This window comes from Nostoc sphaeroides (assembly GCF_003443655.1).
GTDB lineage: Bacteria > Cyanobacteriota > Cyanobacteriia > Cyanobacteriales > Nostocaceae > Nostoc > Nostoc sphaeroides.
Map to the genome: position 1 here is coordinate 6348471 of NZ_CP031941.1, position 26751 is coordinate 6375221.

Genomic DNA, 26751 nt, shown 5'->3' on the forward strand with positions numbered 1-26751 from the left:
CTACTAATTAATCAAAAACTCTCATTTCCTAAGCAATTAGCTATCTTATCTTTGCTAAAAGCTTGTCTTTAAATCAACACCACACGATACATACTGCCGGGGTAAAGCCTTATGTTTCCAGGCGTGCGATCGCGAAAAAATCTTATCCAACGCTAGACTCTTGATGTTGTGGCAATAGGTCGATGACGTTGTTAAAACTCATAAAATAGTCTTGGAGTGTAATACCTGCTTGACCAGTAAATCCAATACGTTTGTAATAGTAGATATTTTGAGCAATGGTATCGCACTTAAACGATGAAAAATGAGGAGTAGCTAAAGGAACAGAAACGCTTTTCTCACCCGAAACCTTTTGATTATCTAGCCTAACTACAGCAACATAGCTGTTATTAATGACAACGTTCTGTATCTCGATCAACGTCATAGCCAGTTTCAACGTCCAGGATAATATATTTTATGGTATTTAACCCAGTAAAGTTGACAAGTTCGTTACAGAAAAGACACCACCTTTAATCCGAGTTTATGCAAGTTTAAAAAGTAATTAAACGATCACAAGGTGATGGATAAGCAGTTATGTTTAGTTATTTTTAATTTTAAAATTCTAATTAAATAACTAGTTTGCTTAACTGCTTTTAAGCATTGAATTAATAAAAACAATAACACACTTTACATAAACTAAATCATTCCTTTAAAGTTATTTTATAAATAAACCTCCACTATTGCTGATGTAACTTTTGAATAAAATTCAGCATTAACGTATAATTTATGACTATATAAATGTCTGAGATATTTTTTTATCTACGGGTTAGCCAAAAATTTGTGCTGGATTAAGTTAACAATGCAAATCTGTTGTCTAGTAAGTAACAATTCTATGAATACATAGATAAATTGAATAAGGGAACTCCAAAAAATAAATTATTCCACATTCAAGTCGTTGACTGTTGACTGTTGACTGAAAACTCGTGAACCGTCAACGGTCAACAGTGAACAATAGCAATGGAATATTTTTTTACTTGGAAGTCCCTAACCATGAGTATGTTTTCTCAGAGAAACATCATAATTGAGTCAAAGTTTTGGGTTATTTTTCAATATAAGTCAAGTTAAGACGCAAAGCGGTTATTTATAAAGCAAATGTTAATTTTTAGTATGTTGCTTGATAAACATAATTATGATTACAGCCCTTGTTCAAGGTAAACAAACTTCCGCCACAGTATAGTATACTCGTGTATTTTTAGATATGCGTTGACGTAACGCACTAAAGGTATCGCTTCATGCCTTTAATTACTATAAACAAAGCCGATGAGAATGTCTAATACTACACAACCTTGCTAACAATAATCTGTTAAGCTGATATGCGTCTAAATTATATAAACATTCTTTATAATCGTTAACGGTTTACGGTTGACGGTCATCAGTCATCAGTCAACGGTCAACAGTCATCGGGTAAATTTACAAGTTAAATGCGTAACAGCTTAGTAATATCAAATCTGCTTAATAACGAACCATCTTTTGGTATTCAATTAGCAGATAAGCGATTATTGATGAGTAAATTTTTTCAGTTTATAATCTGACTGTGATGAAGTATTTTAGTGAGAGAATCAGGACTTATGCAAAGATAATCGGTTGACAAAATTCAATTTTTATGCCATCATTACTAACAAGTTTATCCCAAGTTTGAGTTCATTTTTACTAAGGCTTCGTTATTCTTGAGATTTAAGTTTTCTGGTTTAGCTATTGTATTTTACGCTACTGGATTAGATGTCAAATTAGGATATAACTTAGGAAGCTTTGAAGTAACATCACCATTAATTTCCACGCCATAATAGTGAGTTTGGGCGGCAAAAGCGTACAACAATTCATATAAAACCAATTTAGAACCATCCACTTGATTAAGGTAGAAACCCTAGAGGAAAAGCCCTCTTGGTAATTTGCGGGTGAGTCTATATCTAATCGACTAAATATAACCAGGCTATCCCCTAGAAAACAGAATTGGAATGAAAATATGGCAGTAAATAAAGAAAGCCGATTATTCACAAAACCCGTAGGGCGATCGCAAGTAATTTTAGCAGCTTCTCTCACCTTAGCGGCGGGATTAATCGCTTTTTATAGTTTGGTACCGTTTTGGTCTAAACCTAAAGTTGTAACACCGCAAGCGAATCCTCCAAAAGCTGTCACTCCTGTGAAACTTGCTGTGACAGCCTTGGGACGTTTAGAACCAGAAGGCGAAGTTACTACTTTGACTGCTCCTACTTCTAATAATGGCGTGCGAGTAGACAGACTGTTAATCAAAGAAGGCGAGACAGTTAAAACAGGGCAAGTACTGGCATATCTAGAAAATTATGGTCGTTCTAGAACCGCATTGCAACAGGCTTTAGACCAACTGCAAGTTGCCAAAGCTAAACTAGCGCAGGTTAAATCTGGAGCAAAAACCGGAGATATCGAAGCTCAAAAGGCAGCGATCGCTCGTTTAGAGCCACAATATAAAGGGGACGTTGCTACACAACAGGCGACAATCGCCCGAATCCAGGCGGAAGTAGACAATGCTCAAGCCGAGAATAATCGCTACCAGCAATTATATAAACAAGGTGCGATCGCGGCTTCTGTAGCAGATACCAAAGCATTGCAACTAAAGACTACACAACAGCAGCTAACAGAAGCCCAAGCCACCCTCAAGCGGACTCAAGATACATTCCAGGAACAACGCAAGCAAGCACAAGCGCAACTCACCAGTATTAGTGAAGTGCGTAGTGTAGATGTTCAGGTAGCACAAACCGAAGTCAATAGTGCAACAACATCTGTTCAACAAGCAAAAGCCGACTTGGATTTAAGTTACATTAAATCTCCCATAAATGGCAAAATTTTGAAAATTCACGCCAAAACCGGAGAAGTAATTAGCGCCAGCCGAGGATTTGCTGAAATAGGTAAGACATCTCAAATGTATGTGATTGCAGAGGTGTATCAAACCGATGTTAAAAAAGTGCGTGTAGGACAAAAAGCCACCATTACCAGCACTGCATTTAATGGAACAATAAAAGGAACTGTAAAAGAGATTGGTTGGCAAGTTGACAAGCAAAACATCTTCAGTCTAAACCCTGGCTCCGATACAGACCGCAGAATAATTGAAGTGAAAATCTCCATCGATAATCCCGCAGATAGTCAAAAGGTTGCTCGTTTAACCAACTTACAAGTGGATGTCGCCATTCATATTTAGTCATTGGGCATTCACAAATGACCATTGTACAGACGCGATTCATCGCGTCTCTTGTACAGACGCGATTCATCGCGTCTCTTGTACAGACGCGATTCATCGCGTCTCTGACAAATAACAAATAAATCCATGATTTTCAAAATTCCTTTAGCATGGCTACAGCTAGCGCAGCAAAAAGTTCGTTTACTAGTAGCTGTAGCCGGGATTGGTTTTATTGTGCTGCTAATGTTTGTGCAACTTGGTTTTCAAGATGCTCTCTATTCAAGTGCGACCGCAGTACATCAGAATCTCAAAGGCGATTTATTTTTAGTTAGCTCTCAATATAAATCTTTGACCTCAAATCAAAGTTTTTCGCGGACTCGTTTGTACCAATCTCTGGGGTTTGATGGCGTAGAGTCAGTTAGCCCCATGTATTTGCAATTTGCCAAACTGAAAAATCCAGCAACTGGTGAGAAATATTCAATATACGTTATTGGTTTCGATCCAGGTAGACCTGTGATAAATCTCCCAGAAGTTGAGAAAAATTTAGATAAACTAAAAATTCCCGATGTCATGCTTTTTGATCGGGGTTCTCGCCCAGAGTTTGGCCCAATAGCTGAAAAATTTAATGCGGGAGATACTACACAAACAGTTGAAATATTTCCCTTCAATTCATTAATTGGCTATAGAGTTAGAATTGGTGGCTTATTCACCTTAGGGCCTTCCTTTGGGGTAGACGGAAATTTACTTGTCAGTGACTCAACTTTCTTAAGGATAAATCCCAATACTCGTCCAGCAGATATGATCGATATCGGTTTGATTTCCCTCAAACCTGGTACTAATGCAGAAACAGTAGTAAAAAATTTGCAAGCAAGTTTGCCTAATGATGTCCAAGTTTTTACACGCCAAGGCTTCATTGATTTTGAGAAAAAATATTGGGCTGTTAGAACACCCATTGGTTTTATACTTAACTTGATGTTGACAATGGCTGCGGTTGTTGGTGTAGTTATTGTTTATCAAATTCTTTACAGCAATATTGCTACCCAGTTTGTTGCTTATGCAACTTTAAAAGCCATAGGTTATGCCAATAGATATTTGTTGAACGTAGTATTTCAGCAAGCTTTGATTTTGTCAATTTTAGGTTATATCCCCGGATTTATTACTTCTGTTTTGTTATATAGCTTTGCAGCAGAAGCAACTAAATTACCAATACTTATGACCACTAATAATGCACTGATTGTCTTAACTTCAACAGTTCTCATGTGTATAACTTCAGGAGCGCTTGCTATCAATAAACTCCGCTCCGCAGATCCGGGAGATATTTTCTAAATAAGACAAGTTGCTTTGAGCAACTTTTTAAAGCTAGGTCAATCGCTACAGTCTACTATCTATCAAGTCAACAATACTAGGTTTGTAGTGAGCGCAAGAGCCGCTCAAATCAAGGACTAAAGTCCTGACGACGAACTTATTCACCCATCAACCTTGGTGTGATGGGCTACTAAGCTTTTGTTTTAATCCAAAATCCAAAATCCAAAATCCAGAATTTTTATGAATCTCAACAACAAAACTCTCCTAATTACTGCAATTGATGAATTTGTCGGTTTGCGTACAGCCGAGTTAGCAATAGCCCAAGGAATGAAGGTTCGTGGACTACAAAGTTCTACAGCAAAGAACAAACAATTAGAGCATTTAGGTGTTGAGATAATCATTGGTAATATCACTGATTCTACTATTGCCCAAAAGGCTTGTCAGGGAGTAGATATCGTTTTACATACAGAGCAAATTGCCGAAGAAGCTGGCTCAATTAGCAATTTTCGTGATATTAATGTTGGCGGTACTGTCAACATGGCTAAAGCCGCTAAACAGGCTGGTGTAAAAACATTTGTGCATCTATCCAGTGTGATGGTTTACGGTTTCAACTATCCTGATGGTGTTACAGAATCCGGGCCACTCTCTGGCGAAAATAATCCCTACTGTCAAACGAAAATAGAAGCTGAAACAGCAGTTTTAGAACTGAATAATCCCTCAGATTTTGGCATCATCGTCATTAGGGCTGGAGATATTTATGGCCCAGGAAGTATCCCCTGGATAGTCAGACCAATTCTGATGATGCGTCAAAAATTATTTGCCTGTGCCAACGATGCTAAAGGAGTGATTAATCATGTATATATAGATAACCTGATTGATGGCATCTTTCTAGCGATAGAAAAAGAAACCTATGGTGAAATATTCAATATCACCGACGGACAAGAAACTTCGTGGAAAGAATATTTTATGCGTTTAGCAGCAATGGAAGGTTTACAAGCACCCCTTTCATTATCGAAAGATGAAATCAAGTTGTTTCTAAAGCTACGTGTTCAAGGGCAAAAACTTTTTCGGAAAAAAGTTGATATCTTACCAGAGTCTATAGATTTCATGACTCGTCCCTATGCTTGTTCTATTGTCAAAGCCCAAAATCTGTTAAATTATAAACCAACAATTGACCTGGAATCAGGAATGCAGCGAACACACGAATGGCTGCAAAAAACAGATATTCAAAGCTTGATGAAATAGTCCACAGATTTTTGCAATTGTTGTTGAATTGTAACAACGTAAAAATTTAGATCCCCGACTTCTTTAAGAAGTCGGGGATCTAGACACCACAAATTATTCTGGATTCTGAATTATTACGTTGCATCTGCCTGACAATTATCTGCAATTAAGCAATAATCCACAGGTTTTTAGAATACTTATTTTATATGAGTAGCAATCAGCCACGATTGAGCATCGGCTTACCTGTATACAATGGTGAAAAATTTCTCAACGAAGCTATAGATTCCCTCTTGGCTCAGACCTTTGAAGATTTTGAACTAATTATTTTAGATAATGCATCTACAGATAAAACTGAAGAAATCTGTAGAGCTTATACTGAGCAAGACCAACGTATTTGTTACTACCGCAATGACAATAATATCGGTTGCGCCCGTAACTTCGATCGCGTTTTTAAATTGTCTTCGGGTGAGTACTTTAAGTGGGCAGCCTATGATGATCTACATGCTCCAGATTTTATCAAGAAGTGTGTTGAGGTGCTTGACCAAGATCCTACTATAATCTTGTGTCACTCCCAGACATATTTCATTGATGAAAAGGGGAGTTTTATCCAAAACTACGATATCAAACTCAAGGCAGATGCACTAAAACCACACGAGCGTTTTAACGAATTGCTGACCAAGCATTTATGTTATCAATGTTACGGTGTAATTCGCGCCAGTGCCCTGAGAATGATACCACCTATGGGTGGTTATGGAAATGCAGATGGAATTCTCTTGTTAAGACTTGGTATTCTCGGTAGGTTTTATGAAATTCCTGAATACCTATTTTTTGCCAGAAGCCATCCGCAACAATCAATGAGTATGTATTTCCCTAATTATTTATTGTTTACTAACAACAGAAAAAAACACTCATTGAGGATGCTGCCTGATTTTTACGCTTATGCAGTGTGGTTCGATTCAGCAAAGAAAGGACAAATTTTATTGCCACATTGGAGAATATTTTGGGAGTATCTACTCTCTATATGGCGTAGTCGCTTGAGCTTGCATGAGCAGCTGTATTGTTATAGAAGTTTACATCAGCAGTTAGAAGGAGCAGAATATCTTTTGCTGAAAGATTTGCTAAGGGTGCTGCAAATACTGTGGAAACGTTGGCAAGGTGCATTAACTAAAAAACAGCCAGTCAGACTTTGAACAAATCACCTATTATTCGCTACAAAACTATGTTGAAACTATCTCAAGTTTGTCATGTTTTGCTTGCTACTTTAGTGAGCATCAGCTTTGCTAAAACAGTGAATGCAGAACCAACTGCAACACTAAATGTTGTGGTAAATGGAATACATCACCAAAAAGGTGAAATTTGCTTCAGAGTTTACGCAAGTGAACAAGGATTTCCGATGAGTAATTCTAGTGGATCTCAAAGTGGCTGCGCTAAGATTACTGGCAATTCTGTAAAAAAACAATTTACCGGTTTGAAACCTGGAACTTATGCTGTCGCCGTAGTTGACGATCAGAATGGCGATCGCAAACTCAATAAAGACTTTTTCGGTATTCCCAAAGAAGGTTTTGGGATTTCCAAAAATCCAACTGTGTCCATCCAAACAGGTTCGCCAAAGTTTCGTGATGCTAGCTTTGTTGTCAACAAAAATACAACTGTCAACATCATCATGAAATATTCGCTGGATTCGTAAAGGGAGTGGGGAGTGGGGACTCGGAACTGGGACTGGGGACTGGGGACTCGGAACTGGGACTGGGGACTGGGGACTCGGAACTGGGGACTCGGAACTGGGGACTGGGGACTGGGGACTCGGAACTGGGGACTGACTCTCTACAAGAAAGATATTTCTGATTCCCAATCCCTAATCCCCAATCCCTAATCCCTAATCCCTAATCCCTAATCCCCAATCCCTTATTCTGTCGGAGACTAAAAATTTAATGGAAGATTTGGCGATATTTCTGTCTAAGTCTTTGACAGGTTGGCTGGTTATTCAGGTGTGTTTAACGCTTGTCTTTATATGGTATCTGCGCTCATCTAAAAAAAAATTATTACCAGATGATCAGTTACCCAAAACAGCAGTGATTCTTTGCTTACGCGGAGCCGATCCGTTTTTGCCTAGATGTTTGCGATCGCTCCTAAATCAAAACTATCCCCAGTATGATTTAAAATTGATTGTTGATAGCCATGAAGATCCCGCTTGGAAAATTGCTAGTGAAACTATCACAGAGCAAGAAGCGACTAATGTTCAAATCAGCCCTTTAAGAATAGTACGCAACAATTGTAGTCTCAAATGCAGTTCTTTAATCCAAGCTGTCCGTGAGTTGGATGATTCCTACAAAGTGGTTGCTTTAGTAGATGCTGATACGATAGTGCATGTAAATTGGCTGCGAGAATTAGTCAGCCCTTTGGGGGATGCGAAAGTAGGAGCAACAACAGGTAATCGTTGGTATGTACCTACAGGTAAATATTGGGGATCTTTAGTGCGCTACGCCGGCAATGTAGCCACAGTTGTGCAAATGTTTCTCTTCCAAATTCCTTGGGGCGGGACTTTGGCTGTGAAAACAGAAGTACTTCGCCAAACAGAACTACTTGATAAGTGGGGACAAGCTTTAGGCGAAGATTTTATGATGCACGACATCCTCAAAAAACAGGGGTTGCAGGTAAAGTTTGTGCCTTCGCTGATGATTGTAAATCGTGAAGAGACTAATTTATTCAACTTAATAGATTATCTCAAGCGCCTTATCCTTTTTTCTCGACTGTATCACCCACGTTGGTTAGCTTTAGTTAGTGAAGCTGTTTCTAGCATTTTGTTTCCTACTGCACTGATTATTTTAATTCTTGAGTCGTTCTTAGAGGCAAAATGGGAAGCTGCGGCTCTCTTATTAGGCTGCTATGGAGTCTATACTGTTGGATTACTCTTGATAATGCTCGTGTTGGAATTAGAGATACAGCGAGTGGTTCGCTCTAATGACCAGGCGATCGCAAAATTATCAGCTGCTACAATCATCAAAATGTTGATTGCGATTCCCTTAACACAGTGGGTTTATGGGTTAGCGATGCTATCAACCTTGTGGGTTTCAACAGTTACTTGGCGCGGTGTTTCCTATCGCGTTCAAGGCCCCTGGAATGTTCGACTAGTGGAATATCGCCCTTATCAATGGTTGGATCAGCCTATTGATAGCAAGGTTTCTCTTTGAATTAAATCGCTAAATATGAACTAGGGCATGAAAGTTATTACACTAAACATTCCCTAGTCTTCAAATTATATTATCTTATATTTAGTAGAACTATATTAGCTATAATCCTTGTCAAAATACCCGTTTTTGGTTGTGAATTACCAAAATGTATTTGCATTAATGGCAAGGGTTTAGACAAATATATTAAGGGGAATTTTGACTTAGTATTTTGGATGTTTTGATAGTTTTTAATCCAGGTTTATAAACAGGGAGCATCCCAAATGTGCAAAAACCTTGATCGCCCTCATCCCCTAACCCCTTCTCCCAAAAATGGGAGAAGGGGAACTAGAATTATGTCTCCCCTCTCCCATCTTTGGGAGAGGGGCTGGGGGTGAGGGAAAAGATTTAAGCAAGATTGGGATGCTCCCTATAAACATCCGCTTCACAATCGACAATTTCAACTATTTGAAAATGCGTAAATCCTTAGTCTAACTATATTAGCGGGAATTTCTGAGCCAAAGAATCAGGATGTTCATGAAACATTTGCTGCGTAAGTCCTAAATTCAAAACCAGCATTTTCGTGAAATATTCCCCTTTTTTATGACTAAGAAATCACTTCGGATTGCACTGTTTACAGGATTGTACGCTCCTTTCTTAACTGGAGTTTCCGTCGCAGTTCACCAACGGGTTCGGTGGTTGCTAGAGCAGGGACATGAGGTTTTTCTAGTCCATCCGCAAATCAACGATCGCTACCCCAAAAATGTTGGCGATCGCCCCATGCCCGGTTTAAATGAAATCCAGTCTTTCCCCAACTTCTCTGCTTACGCATTCCCCACACAACCACTGCTATTTTATAAGTCTCTTCCTCAACCATTGAACTATCGATATTGGAGCGATACCAAGTTGCTGGAGAAATTCCAGCCCGATATTATCATAGTTGAAGAAGCCGCGCAAATGAGAGGTTTATACTCATTTTTCTTGCAAGGTTATGGTCGCCCGATTGGCATCGAATACGCAAGACGAACAGGCACACCAATAATATCACTCTTCCATACAGATATCGTTGCATATATCAAATATTACTTTGGTGATAGGTTCTTTAACTTGGTTCGTCCGATAATTCCCATTTTAGTCAAGCAATTTAGTGAGTCTTATGACTTCAATTACTTTTCTTCTAAAGAACAACTCACTAAATACGAAGAACTGAAATGTCAACGCGCCGAATACGTTCCTTATCAAGGCATCGATTGCGAAAAATTTCACCCGCGAAACATTTGTTATAACCCAATTCCTAACGACAACCGACCAACTCTCTTATTTGTCGGACGCATCACCCCGGAAAAGAATGTCAACCAACTACTTGATATATTTCCGCTCATCGCTGCCAAAATCCCTGATGTTCATCTGGTGATTGTTGGTAGTGGCCCACTAGATGAGGAAATTCGTCAGCGTGCCGAAAAATTTGGATCGGGTATTACTGTATGGGGCGAGTCTCACGGTACAGAACTTTTAGGCTGGTTTGCCAGAGCGGATGTCTTTGTCAATCCCTCCATTACGGAAAACTTCTGCACTACAAATAACGAAGCACTAGCGTCTGGAACCCCTCTGGTTGCAGTTATTGCACCCTCAACCTCAGAACAGGTATTTCCTGGTCGTAACGGCTTTCTTGCCCAACCCAACAACCCTACAGACTTCGCTCAAAGGGTGATTGCGATTCTAGAAAATCCCGATTTGAAAGCAGATATGACTCGGCACGCTCGCCCCTCCATACTCGAATTTGATTGGTCGGCATGTATGCAAAAACTTGAAGATAAACTCTACCAAATCGTTGAAGGAGGCAAGAGGAGCAAATCATCCAGTCAGCCAGAGGTTCATCGAACTCACGTTAAATAGCGATCGCCTGTTAGTTCAAGGGTGCGATCGTAGACCAATGTCAAATCTAGTTCCCTCCCCTTTATAAGCTACGGTGTACACACGAGTCAAATTACCCCCCTTAATCCCCCCTTATAAAGGGGGGAAAAAGAAATCTTGTAATCCCCCCTTATAAAGGGGGGAAAAAGAAATCTTGTAATCCCCCCTTATAAAGGCGGAAAATAAGAAATCTTGTTCCCTCCCCTTTATAAGGGGAGGGTTAGGGTGGGGTAAAACCTTGGGTTTTTCAGCTATTTCAGACTTGTATGTACACCGTAGTCCCGCTTGCAAGGAAGGGTTTAATAAGCAATCAAGCGCACATCAAACAAGCCTGCTTATGCAGGCTTTGTTTAGATAACCCCAGACTAAAGCTCTGTGGGCGCTTTCATATTTTTGCAGCAGATTGAACAACTAATTTCAATCAACTGCTCCCTTCACTGCATTACCAGCATCCTCAGCTGTGCGCTGAACATTTTTACTAGCATCTTCAGCCCCACGCTGAACATTCTTTGCCAGGTCTTCGGCTGCATTTTGGGTATTTCCCTTGAGATTTTCAATTCCTCGCTGAGTACCCTTAACTACGCCTTCTCCCAATTCATTAGCTGAACTGCCGATATCTTCACCAAAGTTCTTCACTCTTTCACCCAAGGGTGTACCTTGTTTGAAATTTTGACCATATTGTTCTGGGCTGTCAATTCCCTTCTGGTCAATATTTTTTTGAGCATTTTTCACCAGTGCATCAGCTCTGTCATTAGCTCCCTTTTCATCTAATTTCCCTCTTGGATCTACATCACTAAAGTTATTTATCCCACCAGCCGGAGAGGAGAGTGGATAATCTTTTGTGGAATCGTATCGTTTAGAATAAGGTGGTTGATCTTTAGGCTGTGGTGGCTGTGATGCTACTCCTGGATCACCACAAGCTTGTGTCAGAAATAAGAATATTCCTGCAAAAAAAACAGTTAAAACTTTCAAAGGACGAATGCTTCTGAGCCAATTCATTGCTTTTTTCATACTTATACTCCTTGCATTTTTGTGACTAAGTTAAACTTCAACCAAAATGGCATTTGGAATTAATTTTACATCCAAAGCATTCCGAAAAAATAAAAGTTTCATCTGCCTACTGCTTTGATAACCTCTTTTAAGGATATGAATAATAAAATGCTCTTTACCTCTAGCGCAGGCTACATTTTAATTACTACAAAAATCAGATTTTTATCTAACTCTAGAGAGATATAAAATAAAGTAATATAATTTCCGTAAAAAGAACTACATCAATCTATTTGATACTTGAAAAGCTTTGGATAGGGAGCTGATGTACTGTAATAGTTGAGGCATTGGGCCCTGCTCTAACCGTTAAATTACTAAATTCATGAAGCAATTTTTACGTTGGATAATTTTGGGCGGAACGCTGTTTTTTTTAGCGAAAGCTCTGAAGGATAATTGGATTGGAGTGACTGCTATCCGCATTGATGGGGTAGGATGGGCAATTATAGCGATCGCTACAGGTGTCACTTTACTAGCACATACTTGGGCTGGCTGGATCTGGACTTGGATTTTGCAAGAGTTAAATCAACCTGTATCGCCTCGCCAGTTCATCCAGGTTTACCTAAAAACGAACATCGCTAAGTATTTACCAGGTAATATCTGGCATTACTACGGGCGAATTGTCGCCGCCAAAAATGCCAATGTTTCTGCTGGTGCAGCCACTTTAAGCGTTTTACTAGAACCCCTACTCATGCTAGCGGCTGCTTTAATTATCATTGTTTTATGCAGTAGCCAATTTGCAGCGGCTAATAGTACTTTTGTTCTGCAAATACTCCAATTGCTGAGTTTAGCTGTAGTCCTTTGTGCGATTCATCCTTGGTTTTTAAACCCAGTTATTCGCTTTTTGGACAAATTGAAAGCAAAAAAGTCTGCTGTCACCACTGAGACAACTGTTCCTTTCAGTCTTAAAAGCTATCCCCTACGCCCTTTGTTAGGAGAATTGGGCTTTATGGGACTACGCGCCACTGGGTTTATATTAACTATGTTCGCCTTGGGTTCGTTGAATGTGAATCAAATTCCTTTGTTATTAGGGGCTTTTAGCTGCGCTTGGTTATTGGGGCTTGTGATTCCGGGTGCGCCTGGTGGGTTAGGTGTATTTGAAGCGACTGCGTATGAACTTTTACGCCACCACTTTCCCTCTGCTTTAGTATTTAGTGCGATCGCTTTATATCGCCTCATTAGTATTCTAGCTGAAACTGCGGGTGCTGCTTTGGCTTGGTTAGACGAACGTCTTGCTAAATCATGAATCAGACGACACTCATTTTTGTCTATCTACCTTCATCTGTGAAAACACCCGATAAGCATCCAGATTTAACTGCGGATTACTGCTTTGGTCTTCTTCCATCTTAATCAAGTTGTATTCTACATTTTCTGCGTAAATTGCAAAAGTTATATTAAAAATTTCCATAAAATTGATTACCCACTGACACTCATCTTCAGGATATTTTTCGTAATAGCGAATCAGATGAGCAATTTTAATCTCTAAATGCTTACGGGAATTTCTAGAAATCAAAATAGTCTTTAAGAGGATAATAACCAACGTTAAAGAGTGACCTTGGGTAAGCAATAGTATAAATAATAACGAAGGTTCTTTTCCATTTTCTGTTGTGAAACAATCAATGACTCGATTACAGGTTCTCAAGAATAATTCTTTCGTGAGAATTTCTTGATTATAATCTTTCTTCCATAAAGATAAAATTTCTGCGAACTGCTGCCGCAAGGTCTTAACTAATTCTTGATTATCTACAGAAAAAAATAGATATTTTTCTATACTTATTTTAAATTCTTCAAGGGTTTGCCCTTGAGTTTGCTTGATAAATATATTGGCAATATTCTCATGGCTAAACGCACCCTTTTTTAAAACAATTGCTTTTATTAAACGCAGAACATTATCTCCCAATCCACTGGGATTTTTGTAGCGTGTTGTGCTTGAAACGGCAGATTGAGAACGAGCAATATATATTGCCAGTTCAAACTTATATTTCTCTTTTATCTGTCTATAAAGCTTTTTCGCAGCCTCTTGTTGCTCTCTTGGATTATTCTCATTAACAGATTGAGCAACTAATAAATAGGAAGTATAGCGATTAGCCCAATGACCTTTATGTAATTCGTCATGTTTAGCAGCAAATAGTTTTATCTCTTGATAGTCTTTGCTGTTTATAAAATTCTCTAGCCAGCTTTTACAGATATTTATCGCTGGGAAATAATTGGCTTTTACTTGTAGATTTTTAATAGCAAATAGTTCAACTAGCTCTTGGATATATTTATCTTTTCTCTGAGTTTTCCAAGTATTAATTATTATATATACACATCGCTTAAGTGTATTATGAAAATCATCTTCTTTATCATTTAAAAAAATCTTATATATCCCAGGTATAAAATGAGAATATTGTAAATCAAGACCGTCTATAAAAAAAGTTTTAAATTCGCGTAAAACTTCCCCTGGCGACATTGTATTGACAATTCCTATGAAGAAGGTATAAACCTCTTCTTGTGCAATTTGCACATTTACCTGTCTAGAGTTGGACGTAATACAATGGGGATATTCCTGACTAATTGACAAACTATTAGCGGTCATTTGAGTTATCAGGATAAAAAGGTTTAATGTTCATATTATTACCAGCTTAACCTTGGTGAAGAGTAGTATCAATCTATTGTTCAGAGATTCAGTAATTTTTTTACACAAATTTGATAAACTCCGGCTATAGATAAAGGATTAAACATAAATTGTCTAATCCTTTATCAAATGCTCCAGTGGAATTGCTTAGTCTTATAGGAATTATCGTTTACATAAGCCATACGGGTAGGAATAGGGCATTGCCCATAGGTGAATGGCACTAAGAAAAGATACAGCCCTTACCCTGAATGGTTCCCAGGCTTTAGGCTGGGAACCCATTCTCTTAGGCTCCGCCTCCAGTAGCTTGACCAGAGGTAGCAGCCCATGAGAATACATTCCCAGCCTGAGGCTGGGAACGAGGCTAAACAAGCCTTTGGGCTTTTCTTAGTGCCATTCGCCCATAGGTGTCTACTTTTGCCCAAACCCTTTTCAAACCTAGTTTTTAGGCTCTGACTGGAAATGCTATTCTATTGCGGTGCATTCTTGACAGGTTAAGGTTTTAAACAATTTGTCAATAAGTAATAGTGCTTAAAATTTTGCCAAAATAGGGGTAAAAAACATTATTTTTGGGGATGCGATGCCTACGGCGGGCTGCGCCTACGCTTAATCTCTAAATGGATCACTCATTATTGTCCGAAAAAGTCAGTACATAAGTTAGTTTAATACCCTATATTTAAGTTATTTTTCAGCGTAACTACTAATTGACAAAAGTAATTTAGTCTTAACCTGTCACGAATGATTGCGGTATCGCTAGTTTTGAGGCGGAGCCTCTAATTGGCATTCCCAGTCGGAGACTGGGAACGAGATAACGAGATAAACGAGAAAGTTCAAGGCTACAAGCTTTAGAGGATGTTTTAAAAGTGGTTGGCTGTATCTTTGCACTTATTGATCCCCCCTAACCCCCCGATAAATTGGGGGGAACCGGAATCAAAGTCCCCCAATTCATCGGGGGATTTAGGGGGATCTAAAACGTTTTGCTACTGATTAGAGGACTTTTAAAACATCCTCCTAGTCTACTGAACTAGACTAAAGATTCTTAGGTATATACTTAGTCATCAACAGAAGACTTTTGCTATTAGCAAGGAACTGAAGTTCCTTTGCTGGATATGACTTTTACCTTAAGTTGACCGTTTTTTGAATTCAAAATTCAAAATTTAAAATTCAAAATGAAGAATAAGAATAATTTTGAATTAATTAATTCTGGGTACAAGCCCCCACTGATTTTTAAAATCAGTGGTCTACAATCAGTGGTGGGTTTCAAGCCCCCACTGATTGCAATTTTGAATTAATAATTTTGAATTTTGAATTGTTTTGACACCAATGGGCATTACCGTGTTCATCTATACATAATGCGAAAAGACCCCCATACCTTGTATAGGAGTCTTTTTACATATCTAATGGGGGTGGAGGGACTTGAACCCACACGACCTATTACGGTCAACGGATTTTCATCCTCCCGCAGTTTTCACTGCTACCTGATGGCTTTAGCATCAAGTTTTGAGAATTGGACTCTCCCTTTACCCTCGACTTAACGTTAGGGTAGCTCCCGTCGGGTCTCTGCACCTTCCGAACAGTTATGAGTTAAGAGTTAGGAGTTAAGAGTTTTAAATTTACTCACCACTCAACACTCATGACTCAGGACTTTTTTCGGCTTGGCTCAGGATTGCCATGTCTGTCACCAGATTTAGGTTTCCCTGAGTTTGAGAGCTTCCACTTGAGGGATTTCTCCTTCAAGGCTCAGTTATCTAAGTCCGTAGCGTCTACCATTCCGCCACACCCCCGCAGGTGTTTTGCAACTAGCATAACTAGTTATTCTTTCGAGGCAGCAAATACCTCCTCATCTATTCCACCATCAATTGTGTCTTTTGTCCAACTAGATTGAAAATATTTTTTCCAGATTGGGCGATCGCTTTCTAGAGTTGCAAGTTTTCCTTGTTTCCTCGTAATCAATCTGGATGAGTTTTTCATCTTGTCTGACTAGAGCCTTTTTTGTTAGCAGATTTACTACAATAGCATAATAATACCTATTGTCAATCAATCTGGACATAAAGCAGGAATTCTGGGGTGGTTATGTTGAAAGGGTCATGACTATAGTTTCCTCAGTTTCGCTCTTCAGCCTATGATGGAAAACAGAAGCTTAAGACTTGAAAGTTTATGATTGTCGCCCTGCTGTATCTGATTTTGGCTGGAGCTTACCTTCTGGTAATCCCAATTGCTATTTTGCTGTACCTGAAGCAGCGTTGGTATGTAGCTACCTCCATTGAGCGTACCTTTATGTACTTTTTGGTGTTCTTCTTCTTTCCAGGTTTGTTGGTTTTATCGCCGTTTCTAAATTTTCGACCCCAACGGCGACAAATTGAAGTTTAACTAAATTGGTAGGTCATAACTCTCATGCGACGGATTGACGCTATTGGAATTGGCTTGGGTGTTTTTATTGCTGGCGGCTTGGCTTATGTAGGATTGCAGCTAGTCGGTTTGGATAATCAAAAAGCTGGTATATGGAGCCAAGTCTTACTAATCAGTGGGTTAGTTGGCTGGTTAGCCACCTATTTTTTCCGCGCGGTGGGACAAAAAATGACCTACCACCAACAACGGGAACAGTACGAGCAAGACTTTCTGCAAAAGCGGTTAGATGAGCTTACTCCCGAAGAAATAGCACGAATTCAAGCCGAAATAGAACAAGAAGAACAATCTCAGGTGTAAAGTTATCATTGGTCAGTTGTCTCATTTGTCCTTTGTCATTAGTCATTTGTCCTTTACTAATGACCAATGACTAATGACCAATGACCAATGACCGATGACCACTGGCTATTAACACTTGACTAAAAATGACTGCGATTTCTGATTGCTTTAAAACCCTTGGGCAAAATGGTGAGTGCGCTCTAATTCCGTTTATTACTGCTGGCGATCCAGATTTAGAAACAACAGCAAAAGCCTTGCAGGTTCTAGATCGTAGTGGAGCCGACATTATAGAACTGGGTATACCCTATTCCGATCCTCTGGCTGATGGGCCAGTAATTCAAGCTGCTGCTACCCGCGCCTTGCAAAGGGGTACGAAATTAGAGCAGGTGCTAGAAATGTTGCAAGGGATTACTCCCAAATTGCGATCGCCTATTATCCTATTTACCTATTACAACCCAATTCTGCACCGGGGAATTGACAAATTTCTCCAGGAAATTGCGGCGGCTGGCGTAGCGGGATTGGTAGTACCAGACTTACCGTTAGAAGAAGCAGCAGGATTGCTCCAAGCAGCTAGTGAGATGGGAATTGACGTAATCTTGTTGGTAGCGCCCACCAGTTCTGCCCAACGGATAGAAGCGATTCGCTCGTTCATCTCTTGGATTTATTTATTTAGTCAGCGTCACAGGGGTTACAGGAGTGCGATCGCAACTGGAAAACCGCGTATCCGATTTACTCCAACAAATTCGTAGTGTTACTGATAAACCCATCGGTGTAGGCTTTGGCATCTCCGAACCTGCACAAGCCCGTCAGGTAAAGGAATGGGGCGCGGATGCTGCGATCGTGGGTAGTGCTTTTGTGAAACGGTTAGCCCAAGGCACCCCAGAGGAAGGACTTTCGGCGATCGCCCAATTCTGCCAAAGTCTCAAGGCTGCCATCAAGACCAACAGCACCAGCACAAATACTCCTCTTGATTAGACGGGGAAAGTAGATTAAAAAAAGTATAACAGCGCAGTTTTTCTATGCTTGTTTGGTAGACAATTTGACCGTTATGGTTTTGAATATTAACATCAGATATTATGATGTAAAAAAACTAGCTGATCCGGTCGCTTATAGTTTGAGTATTATGTGAAGTCAAATAGGCATAATTTATGAGTGTGAGAGTGAGTCAGTCACAAATTGTTATAATTAGGTCGCAATTGAGGAGCAAAGGCGATGAGTGAGAGTATGGCGTTTATCGGTGGGGTTGCTGTAGCTGGGCTGGCGGCTCTCGTATTGCTCAAAGGGACAAATACCCCCCTACAGCCTAACTTTGCTGTTGCTCCGCAAATGCCAGGGACTGTAGTAGCGCCGGGAATACAGCCACAAATGTATCCTTATGGCCCTTATGGGCAACCAATTTATCCCGGTCAGGTTCAGCCACCCACTGCGGCCAATGCTGACCAGCGTTTGGAGATGGAGAAACTGAACACGCAGATGCAGTTGGAGCGTTTAAAAAACGACAATGAACAGCTGAAGTTGCAAAATCAACAACTCCAAGGCCAAGTTCAAAATTTCAATACTCAGCAGCAGTGGCAACAAGCCCAGCAGTATAACCAACAAAAAGTAACAGCACTCCAGCCGCAAAGTTCTTGGTGGTCTTCACCCGTGCTTTGGGCTGTAGGAGGCGCAACTCTGACTATTGGTGGTGGTGTTGTCGTCGCTGGGGTATTAGCTTTATTCTCACCACGGCAGCGTCCAGCCCGGACTGTACAAGTGATTCACCCTTACCAAGGAAATACACCGCCTTTGGTTCCAGTCCGTCGCGCTGAGTTTTTGCCTGCTTCGCGGATGGAAACAAGACGAGTTGAAGCCCCAGAATACGACGAAATGCAGTAACAGGGAAATATTTGTTAGTAGAAGTAGCAACTACTACAATCGTGAGTAAGTGTAAGTAAAAAATGTTGGACAAAAGCATTTAGGTGAAAAGTATACAGGGTAGCACTGTTAAATTCTTACCTAGATGTTTTATTTTGCTTTTATGTAAATTATTAATTCAGGACTTACGCACTGTACAAAATAACTATCTTGTGTACCAACGTAAATACGTTGTTTCAGGCTTTTGTCTATCACCCTTGATTGGGCGCGATCGCCAAAATATCATTGAAAAATCTAGCTATAAGCCTTGAAAATTATACCTGCTATTTTGGCTTTTCTGTCAATGCGTAAGTCCTATAATTATTCAAAAACAGTCGTTTTAAGTTCAGAGAGATTACCAAAATTGTCAATCTTAAAGCTGGGATGAATTTTTTGGAAAATTTTTATGGTTTGTATGAAGAGTAGATATAAATGTTGCAAAAGTTACTAATATATCGATGGAAATCTACGTTGGTAACAACACTTAGTTTGTATGAAAAGATTACATCTGGCTGCTGCCACAGCAGCAATCCTTGCTTTGTTAAGCCTTGACACGCAACAGGCAAAGGCTATTACAATTTTCACCTCACGTACTGATTGGAACACTGCTGTATCAGGAAGTGACACATTCAGTGAAGATTTTGAAAGTTTTACTTCTGATACAGAATTCCGAACCACCCCTGTTGACGTTGGAGAGTTCACACTCCTTCAAGTAGGAAATGCTCGTGCGTTTCGTAACTTGATTGAGGTGTCACCTTTCGAGTACGACGACAATAATGGTACAAATCATGCCTCAGTATTCACTGATTTTGGGGCTACCAATGTAGACTTAACTTTAAATACTCCAGTTTTTGGATGGGGAGCAGATTTCTTTGAAGCAAATAGTGGAGAAGGGCTGAATTTAGACCTTGTGTTGGATATAGGTGGAGTTTTAGACACCATTCCAGTAACAGTCAACGATGGCTTCTTTGGGTTTGTTACTAATCCTGTAGAAGACATTCGTAAGGTGACTTTCATATCACGAATTGAGGATTTAGGAGAAAGAGGAGAAGGTTTCGGATTGGATAACGTGACTGGGGCTATATCTAAGGGACGAACTATACCTGAACCTGCTTCTGGATTAGGTTTATTAGCGTTTGGCGCTTTAGGTGCCGGTTCACTACTCAAGCGCAAACAGCAGTACAAAGTCAGAGCGAAAGTGTAAACCAACAACGTTAGTATAGCTTTCACAGTTTCCTTATCTTCGTGTCTATTGGTAATAAATAAAGGTAATAAAATTATCTATTATTCATTATCAATAGATGCTTAAACTGGATGGTTAGGGACTTCCAAATAAAAAAATATTCAATTAACTCTTGTGGGGTGGGCAAGATGAGCGCCCAGTTTATATGGCGCTCATCTTGCCCACCCCACAATATTGGATAATTTATTTCTTGGATTTCCCTTAATCAACCTTGATATTACAAACCGCCTTGCGGAGTTTCTGTAGCATTAGGACTCTCTGTAGTAGCAGGTTGGTTAGTATTGGGAAGTTTCTGTTGGGTAGTCTTTTGATTCCCTTGATTTCCTAGTTTAGTTAGTGCCTGTTTTGCCAGATTTTCGGCTGCTTGTTTAAATAATGGTTCTATTCTGTTTCGCCAATATTTAGTATTAGGTAACTTTTCTGGATGGTTTCTGTAATCTAAAACTTTATCCCATTTACCATCATCTATTGCTTTGTTGATTTCATTAGATAACGCCTCAGCTTTCGCCCAATCTTCCTGCCACTGAGCAATCATTTTACCTGTCTCTTGGATACCAGAAGCAGCATTTGCCGGAACCGATTTTAAGAGTGCGATCGCTCCAACTATATCCCCTGAATCATACTTCTTTTTGGCTTGTTCTATAATATTGGTACTGTTATCAGTAGGCTGCGATCGCTCTGTTTTCCCAGCGTCATCAGTAGACCCCTTCGGCTTTTCTGGTAATGGAGTTACTACATCCCTAGATTTTGATTGTGGCTTGGGAGTCGGTCGAGTTGCAATCAAGCTACTATCATCTACAATCTTAGTTGCAATGCCTTTTTCACGCAGGCAAGAACCCCATTCTTGATTATTGGTTATCACATCCGAGTGTGCCCAAGCCAAACGGCCAGATTTAAGTTTAACTTCTATCCAACCTCGTTTTGTCCGTTTGCCAGTCACCTCGAAATTGGTGTTATCGGCAACTGTTTGCACAACATTACCAGAATTTATCGAACTAGGTTCAGAACGAATATTAGAATTTCCGACGACAACAGCCGAGCATTTGTTTGCTAAGGCAGTATCCTTACCTGTAAGGTTAAAAGCTAAATTTTTCACATTTGGAGATATATTTGCTACCAAAGCAGCCGTACCACCCGCCAATAATATGCCAATTAATATCGGCCATGGGTCGGATTTGTCAGAATTTTTACGGGCAGGTTTTGCGGGAACAGGATTTGCTGGTGCAACTGCAACAGTTTGCAGCCGAGATACTTGAGGCTGGGATTTGGCTGCTTGGTAACTAGAATTTTTGGCAGATTCTTGAGGTTTGGAAAGTGCTGGTACTGGATTAATCGCCTCAAAACATGCTTGCAGGGCTTCGGTGGCGTTTTGGTAGCGGTCTTTGAAGTGATAACTCACCATTTTAGATAATACCGCCGCCAGTCGAGAGTTCACGGTTACTGATTGCTGCCAGATGATTTCACCCGTATCCGGGTTCTCTTGCAATTCTGTTGCCTGTAATCCTGTTAATGCTTGAATGGCGATAATGCCAAGGGAATAGATATCACTGTTGGGGCGGGGTTTACCTTGTCCTTGTTCTGTCGGCATATAGCCAGGAGTACCAATAACTACTGTGGCAGAGGGTTGTCTGCCCACTGTTACCAGTTGTGTACGCAGTTGTTTCACTGCCCCAAAGTCCACTAAAACTAACTTATTATCTGAGGCACGGCGGATGATATTATCCGGTTTGATGTCGCGGTGAATCACGCCTTGGCGGTGGACAAATTCGAGAATTTGTAGAACTTCTTGCAATAGTTGAATTACTTGGCTTTCACTCCAGCCCTTACCAGGTATAAGTTCCTCAGCTAGGGTATGTCCTTCAATATATTCTTGTACTAAATAAAATTCTTGGTTTTCGTCAAAATACGCTAACAGCCTGGGTATTTGGTCATGATTGCCCAGTTTTTCTAAAGTTTCGGCTTCGCTGTTAAACAGGCGTTTAGCAGTATCAAAAACTCTGGGGTCAGTTCCGGGTTTGAGGTGCTTGACAACGCAAATGGGGTTACCGGGCCGCCTAGTATCTTGGGCAATGTAGGTTTGACCAAATCCTCCCATTGCGAGGACTCGAATTACTTGGTAACGATGGTCTAGTAGCTTGCCTATCATATTCCCTCCCCAGAGTTATTACCTAATTTTCCAGCTGGTAATAAATATCTCCAAATTTTCTTCAATGAAATCCGCTATCTTGAGAAAAGATTTAGATTAAAAACGCAGCTTTTTAATAAACGCAGACTGTTTATTTTTCTTTTAGTGCCCCTGTTTATTACCAATGCCACCTAAAATAACAAACTCAGCTGCATGGCAGCAGGCTGAAATCCTCATGCAACCTGCTTTCATTCGCGTTATCGACAATATCCGCAAGCAGCTTGATGAATCTTCCTGGACGGGAACTTACCACGATGTCTTGATTTGGCCCCCTAGCACCACTGATGAAATAAAAGCATTGGTGACTGAACTGTTGCAAGCAATGGAAACTGCAACACCCGAAGAAGCAGATGAAATCAGAGAGACTCTGGCTCGTCTGCCGATGCCCCATCCAGGATATCATCTACGTTTGCAGCGTCAACAGCAAGAAGCGAGTATCGATTTGTGGGAACTGTGTTACGAAGTGTGTTTTATTGAATACAGCCAAGAGTTGGAAGTTGCTGATATTGATACTGGTTTAATCGATGAATTCGGTGAAGTAGATTGGCTGCGTTTGGATGCTAAAGCAAAGGAGTTAGTTGAGCAAGCGTTTGCTAAATTACCAGAAGGTTAAATCCCTCAAAATAGAATACACGAATAAAGCCCACGCGGGTGGGCTTATGGGGTAATGCGATCGCTTTTTCAACCTATCTGGAATGCGTGAATGGTCTATCACTTATCTGATTTTTTACAATGGCTTCCAATTATCCAAGGATGCTCGAATAGCAGTTAGTTCATCCAAGTATTTATTCAACTTTACTTTTTGAACATTAAGAGTTTCACGAATTTGTTCAGCTTCGGCTTCTCTCATCTCCCGTTCTTTCAACAAGCGGTCAAACTCATCTTGAAACCTTTTGATGTAGGCATTAATCTGTTGCTCCGCATTCTTAAAGTCGTCTCGAACTTGCTTGTGAATGATTTTTTGTAAAGCTACTTGACTTCCTGATACCTGAGTGTCTATTTTATGCTTGATTAGTTTGGTTGTTTCGTGCAAATCAACTTCGTAAAAGGAAAGTTTATCTTCAACTTGAATAGTAGCTTGATATGGAACTTGCTCTGTGTAACTTTTATCACTTTTACATAGGCTACCTGATTTTTCGGTTTTAGATTCTGAGCGGAACTTAGTTTCCGTTTCACTCCTTGTAAATACTTCAATCTGATGTTTAACTTGTGCATCTATTCCTTTAAATTCAAATGCGGGAAACTGAATAGGATTGATATTTAGCTTAACCTGTAAGGACTCTCCAACATATTTAGATAGTTCATTAGATATTTGCTGAATATCTGCTTGAATTTCCCTAACTAACTTTTCTCTAATTAAAGTTCCGTTTCTGACAAGCTGATCTTGTGTATCTATCCACCAATTTTGAATAAGTGGACTACAAAACTCATTGATAGTACGACCAATCTCTTGAGCCTCTTTTTCAGTATCTACTCTAATTTTGTATGGATCAGCATTTTTCACCTGAGTATAACGGTTGTTATTAAATGGTGGTGGATTAACTTTACTTAATACTTCTACTAAAGGACGCTGCACTCCAAAAGATAACGCCAAACCACCAAAGATAGGAATAGCATTAGGTAAAGTAAGCCCCATACTTATATTATTACTGGGAATCTCTGCCTTTGGAAGCACTTCAGTAATATCCTGAGTCTTAGGTTTCGAGTATTCAGTAGAACTAGACTTGGCAATTCGATCAATTTCCTCTTGTATCTTATTTTTTGCACCACTAGCAAATGAGATCATTGCTTGGCTAAATTGAGTGGTTAATATTTTTTCTTGTGCTTTTACTGATTCATTTACCTTTTCAACCTTTTTTTTAGATGATTCTGCCCTAATATGATATTCTTCGACCTTATTTTTAAGTAAATGGATTTCAAGTTCCCAACCATTAATTTGTAAGTTAAGAGAATCTTCAGATGCTTTAGCCATTTTCTCAATTTTTAGCAAAACATCACTCAAAAGATTCCAACCTGAATTTTGAGTAATGGTTTGAATCACTGTTTCTTGAATAGTAAGTAAGCCACTGTCTTCTAACGCTTGCGGCGCAATTTTATGTGGTGCAGGTATAATTTGATTACCTTCTTCATCTTCTATAGCATACCTGGCACTGAAAAACTTTTTGAAGTCTTTGATTTGGCTGTCTGTTGCCTTACCTTGTTGAATTAATTTCGCTAAAACTCCTTGTCTAGAACTCGCAGGATAGATAATTGGATTTGAGAAACCAAAGCTAGTTAACTCTCGTTTCAAGTCTTCTATAACATCAGGAATTTCTCTGTCTTTTTCTGTTTTCTGATCTACTTTATTAAGTATGAAGTAAATTTTACCTGTATTTTCGGATAAAATTTCCTTACGATTTTCTATAATGTCCTTAAACATATCTGAAATAGCATTATCTTTGTAAGAGGCGTAATTTAAAACAAATAGAATTGCATTGCAAGTTCGTAGCGCCTCCAGAGCAGTTTGTTTCAGTGCTGTGTTGAAATTGCCAGACTCCCATTCATTCGGGCCAGGAGTGTCAACCAAAGTAAAACCAGCTAAGGAAGAAAGTTTGCTAATAGCTTCGATAGAATGTTCTATCTCAAAGCGTATAGTTTTATCAGGATTGCCTTTCTCCCGAATCTCACGGGTACGTACCAGAAATTTCTGTTGAATTTCTCCAGCATCACCTTCAGCAAGAACAATAGGTCGTCTTTGTCCATCTCGATATTCCAAAAGTCTGGGGATTTGCCCAGATGGAATATGTCGAACGTCTGTACGGCAAATTGTACATGCTGCTGTCTCACTTGCCAGAACATCAGCACCAATCACGGCATTCAAAAAGGTACTTTTGCCAGCTTTCATCGCTGCAATTACAGCCACCTGATACTTCTGCTCTTTCAATGCGTGTAGGGCTTTGTTGATCTCATCCTCAACACTCTGCAAACCTTTGGTATCGTCTCCTTCGCTGAGGCGACCTTGGCGAATTTCTTGAAGGTACTGTAAAAGGCGTGTGCCAGTGTTGTATATCCTGTCGTGTGCTGCTTGGAACTGTTCAGAGGACATAATTAATTATGTGAAGGAAAGTTTAGCTAAAGTACGTACAGCTTAAATTACTAATGAAAATATTCGTCTCAATAATTGCACTGTCACACTAAAGGCGATCGCACCCCATCCTAATCAACCAATCATCACACTACTCGCACAGAAAGAAAGTTATATGAACAAGCCTCAAGAAGAATTACACTTAAGACCCCGTACTACAGAAACAGTATCAATAAAGATACCAACAGATACATTGCGATCACTCGAAAAAGTAGCAGCTAGTCGAGATATATCACCTGAAGCCTTGCTCAAGTTATATATTGGGCAGGGTTTGCGGCAAGATTTAGCCAAGTTATGATCTGAGTAGGTACTGGAATAAACTGCTCAAGTTCTAGCAAGGCACATCGAATTGAAAGAGAAAAATTTAACCATAATTCAAAAAATTCAAGCTGAAGCAACTCTTTAGTTATCTGCCAGCAAAAAGTACCAAATATATTGAGGAACAAAAAATGTCTAATAAAACAAACTACACCGAAGCTTGCAATAATTTTGAAAAAATTTACGAAGAGGCAATTAGCACTCGTGAACCTGTAGTTGTTAATCGTGAAGGTGCAGAAAGTGTATCTGTCATACCTACTGCGGAACTTAACAGTATCATAGAGACAGCATACTTATTTCAATCACCTGAGAATGCAGCACGTCTTTTAGATGCTTTACAACGTGTTAAGGCTAAGACTAATGTGCCCCAAACTATAGACGAGTTGCGTAAAGAGTTCTCGCTCTACGAAGAAGAGTAAATAAATTCAATGTCGGATAATTTAGAACCAGAAGCACTTCCCCAATCTGAAGTTTCTCAAGAGGATAATTTAGAACGTAACCTCGTTTTTGACCGGAGATTTCTGGAAGACCTTACCTACTGGGTAGAGACAAATAGAAAAACTGCACTCCGCGTCTTATCTTTAGTTGAAGAGATTAGGCGGAATCCCTTTCAAGGGACAGGCAATCCTGAAAGATTGAGATACTATGATGCAAATATATGGTCGCGCCGAATCACTCAAACTGACCGGATTGTTTACGTAGTAAGTGATGACCGAGTTGAGTTTATTCAGGCGCGATACCATTATGGCGATCGCTAATTTCATGATTAAGTGATGTAAACAAGCTGAGGTGGAATCGGAGATGCATTGAAGCCGCAAACGCTTATTTGCTAAGATTTCCAGTGCGAC

General features: G+C 39.8%; 24 protein-coding genes and 1 pseudogene. 18 read left to right on the plus strand and 7 right to left on the minus strand.

Features of this window, described 5'->3' with window-relative positions; translation table 11 throughout:
- Positions 1–142: 142 nt before the first annotated feature.
- The gene (locus D1367_RS28330; protein WP_118170397.1) at positions 143–421 is read right to left on the minus strand and encodes a hypothetical protein; all 279 of its coding nucleotides are present in this window, start codon (positions 419–421) and stop codon (positions 143–145) included.
- 1317 nt (positions 422–1738) lie between these two features.
- Positions 1739–1882 carry a hypothetical protein gene (locus tag D1367_RS31430; RefSeq protein WP_181984993.1) on the minus strand — a complete coding sequence of 48 codons (144 nt, stop codon included), beginning with the start codon at positions 1880–1882 and terminating at the stop codon, positions 1739–1741.
- A gap of 117 nt (positions 1883–1999) precedes the next feature.
- Here D1367_RS31430 and D1367_RS28335 point away from each other — a divergent pair, with 117 nt between their 5' ends.
- The 8 genes from D1367_RS28335 to D1367_RS28365 all read left to right on the plus strand — a co-directional run bounded on the left by D1367_RS28335 (position 2000) and on the right by D1367_RS28365 (position 10779).
- Positions 2000–3208 carry an ABC exporter membrane fusion protein gene (locus D1367_RS28335; RefSeq protein ID WP_118170402.1) on the plus strand — a complete coding sequence of 403 codons (1209 nt, stop codon included), beginning with the start codon at positions 2000–2002 and terminating at the stop codon, positions 3206–3208.
- Entirely contained in the window at positions 3189–3323 is a 135-nt protein-coding gene (locus D1367_RS33015) for a hypothetical protein (protein WP_267255592.1), read from the plus strand. Before D1367_RS28335 ends, D1367_RS33015 begins: the two co-directional genes overlap by 20 nt.
- An 11-nt stretch (positions 3324–3334) precedes the next feature.
- On the plus strand, positions 3335–4513 hold the full coding sequence (devC, locus tag D1367_RS28340; RefSeq protein WP_118170406.1) for an ABC transporter permease DevC: 1179 nt from the start codon (positions 3335–3337) through the stop codon (positions 4511–4513).
- A 219-nt stretch (positions 4514–4732) separates the two neighbouring features.
- Complete coding sequence (locus D1367_RS28345) at positions 4733–5737, plus strand: NAD-dependent epimerase/dehydratase family protein (RefSeq protein WP_118170410.1); 1005 nt, start codon at positions 4733–4735, stop codon at positions 5735–5737.
- A gap of 185 nt (positions 5738–5922) precedes the next feature.
- Positions 5923–6906 (plus strand): glycosyltransferase family 2 protein, encoded by a 984-nt coding sequence (locus tag D1367_RS28350; protein WP_118170415.1) that lies wholly within the window; start codon positions 5923–5925, stop codon positions 6904–6906.
- A gap of 29 nt (positions 6907–6935) precedes the next feature.
- Positions 6936–7403 carry a DUF2141 domain-containing protein gene (locus D1367_RS28355; protein WP_118170420.1) on the plus strand — a complete coding sequence of 156 codons (468 nt, stop codon included), beginning with the start codon at positions 6936–6938 and terminating at the stop codon, positions 7401–7403.
- A 244-nt stretch (positions 7404–7647) separates the two neighbouring features.
- Positions 7648–8907 (plus strand): glycosyltransferase family 2 protein, encoded by a 1260-nt coding sequence (locus tag D1367_RS28360; RefSeq protein ID WP_118170424.1) that lies wholly within the window; start codon positions 7648–7650, stop codon positions 8905–8907.
- A gap of 579 nt (positions 8908–9486) precedes the next feature.
- Entirely contained in the window at positions 9487–10779 is a 1293-nt protein-coding gene (locus D1367_RS28365) for a glycosyltransferase (protein WP_118170428.1), read from the plus strand.
- 435 nt (positions 10780–11214) lie between these two features.
- Here the strand turns inward: D1367_RS28365 and D1367_RS28370 are convergent, their stop codons facing one another.
- Positions 11215–11808, minus strand: a complete 594-nt coding sequence (locus tag D1367_RS28370; RefSeq protein WP_118170433.1) for a hypothetical protein — start codon at positions 11806–11808, stop codon at positions 11215–11217.
- A 358-nt stretch (positions 11809–12166) separates the two neighbouring features.
- On the opposite strand from D1367_RS28370, the gene D1367_RS28375 reads away from it, so the two are divergent.
- A complete protein-coding gene (locus D1367_RS28375) occupies positions 12167–13087 on the plus strand; it encodes a lysylphosphatidylglycerol synthase domain-containing protein (protein ID WP_118170437.1) in 921 nt (306 codons plus the stop codon).
- Positions 13088–13099: 12 nt separating this feature from the next.
- Here the strand turns inward: D1367_RS28375 and D1367_RS28380 are convergent, their stop codons facing one another.
- Both D1367_RS28380 and D1367_RS31435 read right to left on the minus strand, forming a co-directional pair.
- A complete protein-coding gene (locus D1367_RS28380; protein ID WP_118170442.1) occupies positions 13100–14419 on the minus strand; it encodes a hypothetical protein in 1320 nt (439 codons plus the stop codon).
- Positions 14420–16267: 1848 nt separating this feature from the next.
- Positions 16268–16426, minus strand: coding sequence for a hypothetical protein (locus D1367_RS31435; protein ID WP_157816578.1), 159 nt, complete (start codon positions 16424–16426; stop codon positions 16268–16270).
- 186 nt (positions 16427–16612) lie between these two features.
- Here D1367_RS31435 and ndhL point away from each other — a divergent pair, with 186 nt between their 5' ends.
- The 5 genes and pseudogenes from ndhL (at position 16613) to D1367_RS31930 (ending at position 20237) form a co-directional block, all read left to right on the plus strand.
- The gene (gene ndhL / locus D1367_RS28385; protein WP_100900242.1) at positions 16613–16825 is read left to right on the plus strand and encodes an NAD(P)H-quinone oxidoreductase subunit L; all 213 of its coding nucleotides are present in this window, start codon (positions 16613–16615) and stop codon (positions 16823–16825) included.
- 24 nt (positions 16826–16849) lie between these two features.
- Positions 16850–17161, plus strand: coding sequence for a DUF3007 family protein (locus tag D1367_RS28390; RefSeq protein WP_118170445.1), 312 nt, complete (start codon positions 16850–16852; stop codon positions 17159–17161).
- Positions 17162–17286: 125 nt separating this feature from the next.
- Positions 17287–18115 (plus strand): annotated as a pseudogene (gene trpA / locus D1367_RS28395) (tryptophan synthase subunit alpha).
- 237 nt (positions 18116–18352) lie between these two features.
- Positions 18353–19015 (plus strand): heterocyst differentiation related protein, encoded by a 663-nt coding sequence (locus D1367_RS28400; protein ID WP_118170449.1) that lies wholly within the window; start codon positions 18353–18355, stop codon positions 19013–19015.
- Between the two features lie 511 nt (positions 19016–19526).
- Positions 19527–20237, plus strand: coding sequence for a PEP-CTERM sorting domain-containing protein (locus tag D1367_RS31930; protein WP_220450987.1), 711 nt, complete (start codon positions 19527–19529; stop codon positions 20235–20237).
- Between the two features lie 256 nt (positions 20238–20493).
- On the opposite strand, the gene D1367_RS28410 is transcribed toward D1367_RS31930, so the two are convergent.
- Positions 20494–22422 carry a serine/threonine protein kinase gene (locus D1367_RS28410; protein WP_118170454.1) on the minus strand — a complete coding sequence of 643 codons (1929 nt, stop codon included), beginning with the start codon at positions 22420–22422 and terminating at the stop codon, positions 20494–20496.
- 163 nt (positions 22423–22585) lie between these two features.
- Here D1367_RS28410 and D1367_RS28415 point away from each other — a divergent pair, with 163 nt between their 5' ends.
- Complete coding sequence (locus tag D1367_RS28415) at positions 22586–23074, plus strand: hypothetical protein (protein ID WP_118170459.1); 489 nt, start codon at positions 22586–22588, stop codon at positions 23072–23074.
- Positions 23075–23188: 114 nt separating this feature from the next.
- Here the strand turns inward: D1367_RS28415 and D1367_RS28420 are convergent, their stop codons facing one another.
- On the minus strand, positions 23189–25426 hold the full coding sequence (locus D1367_RS28420; RefSeq protein ID WP_244944970.1) for a dynamin family protein: 2238 nt from the start codon (positions 25424–25426) through the stop codon (positions 23189–23191).
- A 274-nt stretch (positions 25427–25700) separates the two neighbouring features.
- Here D1367_RS28420 and D1367_RS32515 point away from each other — a divergent pair, with 274 nt between their 5' ends.
- The 3 genes from D1367_RS32515 (at position 25701) to D1367_RS28435 (ending at position 26661) form a co-directional block, all read left to right on the plus strand.
- Positions 25701–25883, plus strand: a complete 183-nt coding sequence (locus D1367_RS32515) for a hypothetical protein (protein WP_228674706.1) — start codon at positions 25701–25703, stop codon at positions 25881–25883.
- Between the two features lie 151 nt (positions 25884–26034).
- A complete protein-coding gene (locus tag D1367_RS28430) occupies positions 26035–26322 on the plus strand; it encodes a type II toxin-antitoxin system Phd/YefM family antitoxin (RefSeq protein WP_118170467.1) in 288 nt (95 codons plus the stop codon).
- Between the two features lie 9 nt (positions 26323–26331).
- Positions 26332–26661 carry a Txe/YoeB family addiction module toxin gene (locus tag D1367_RS28435; RefSeq protein WP_118170472.1) on the plus strand — a complete coding sequence of 110 codons (330 nt, stop codon included), beginning with the start codon at positions 26332–26334 and terminating at the stop codon, positions 26659–26661.
- The last annotated feature ends 90 nt before the right edge of the window (positions 26662–26751 follow it).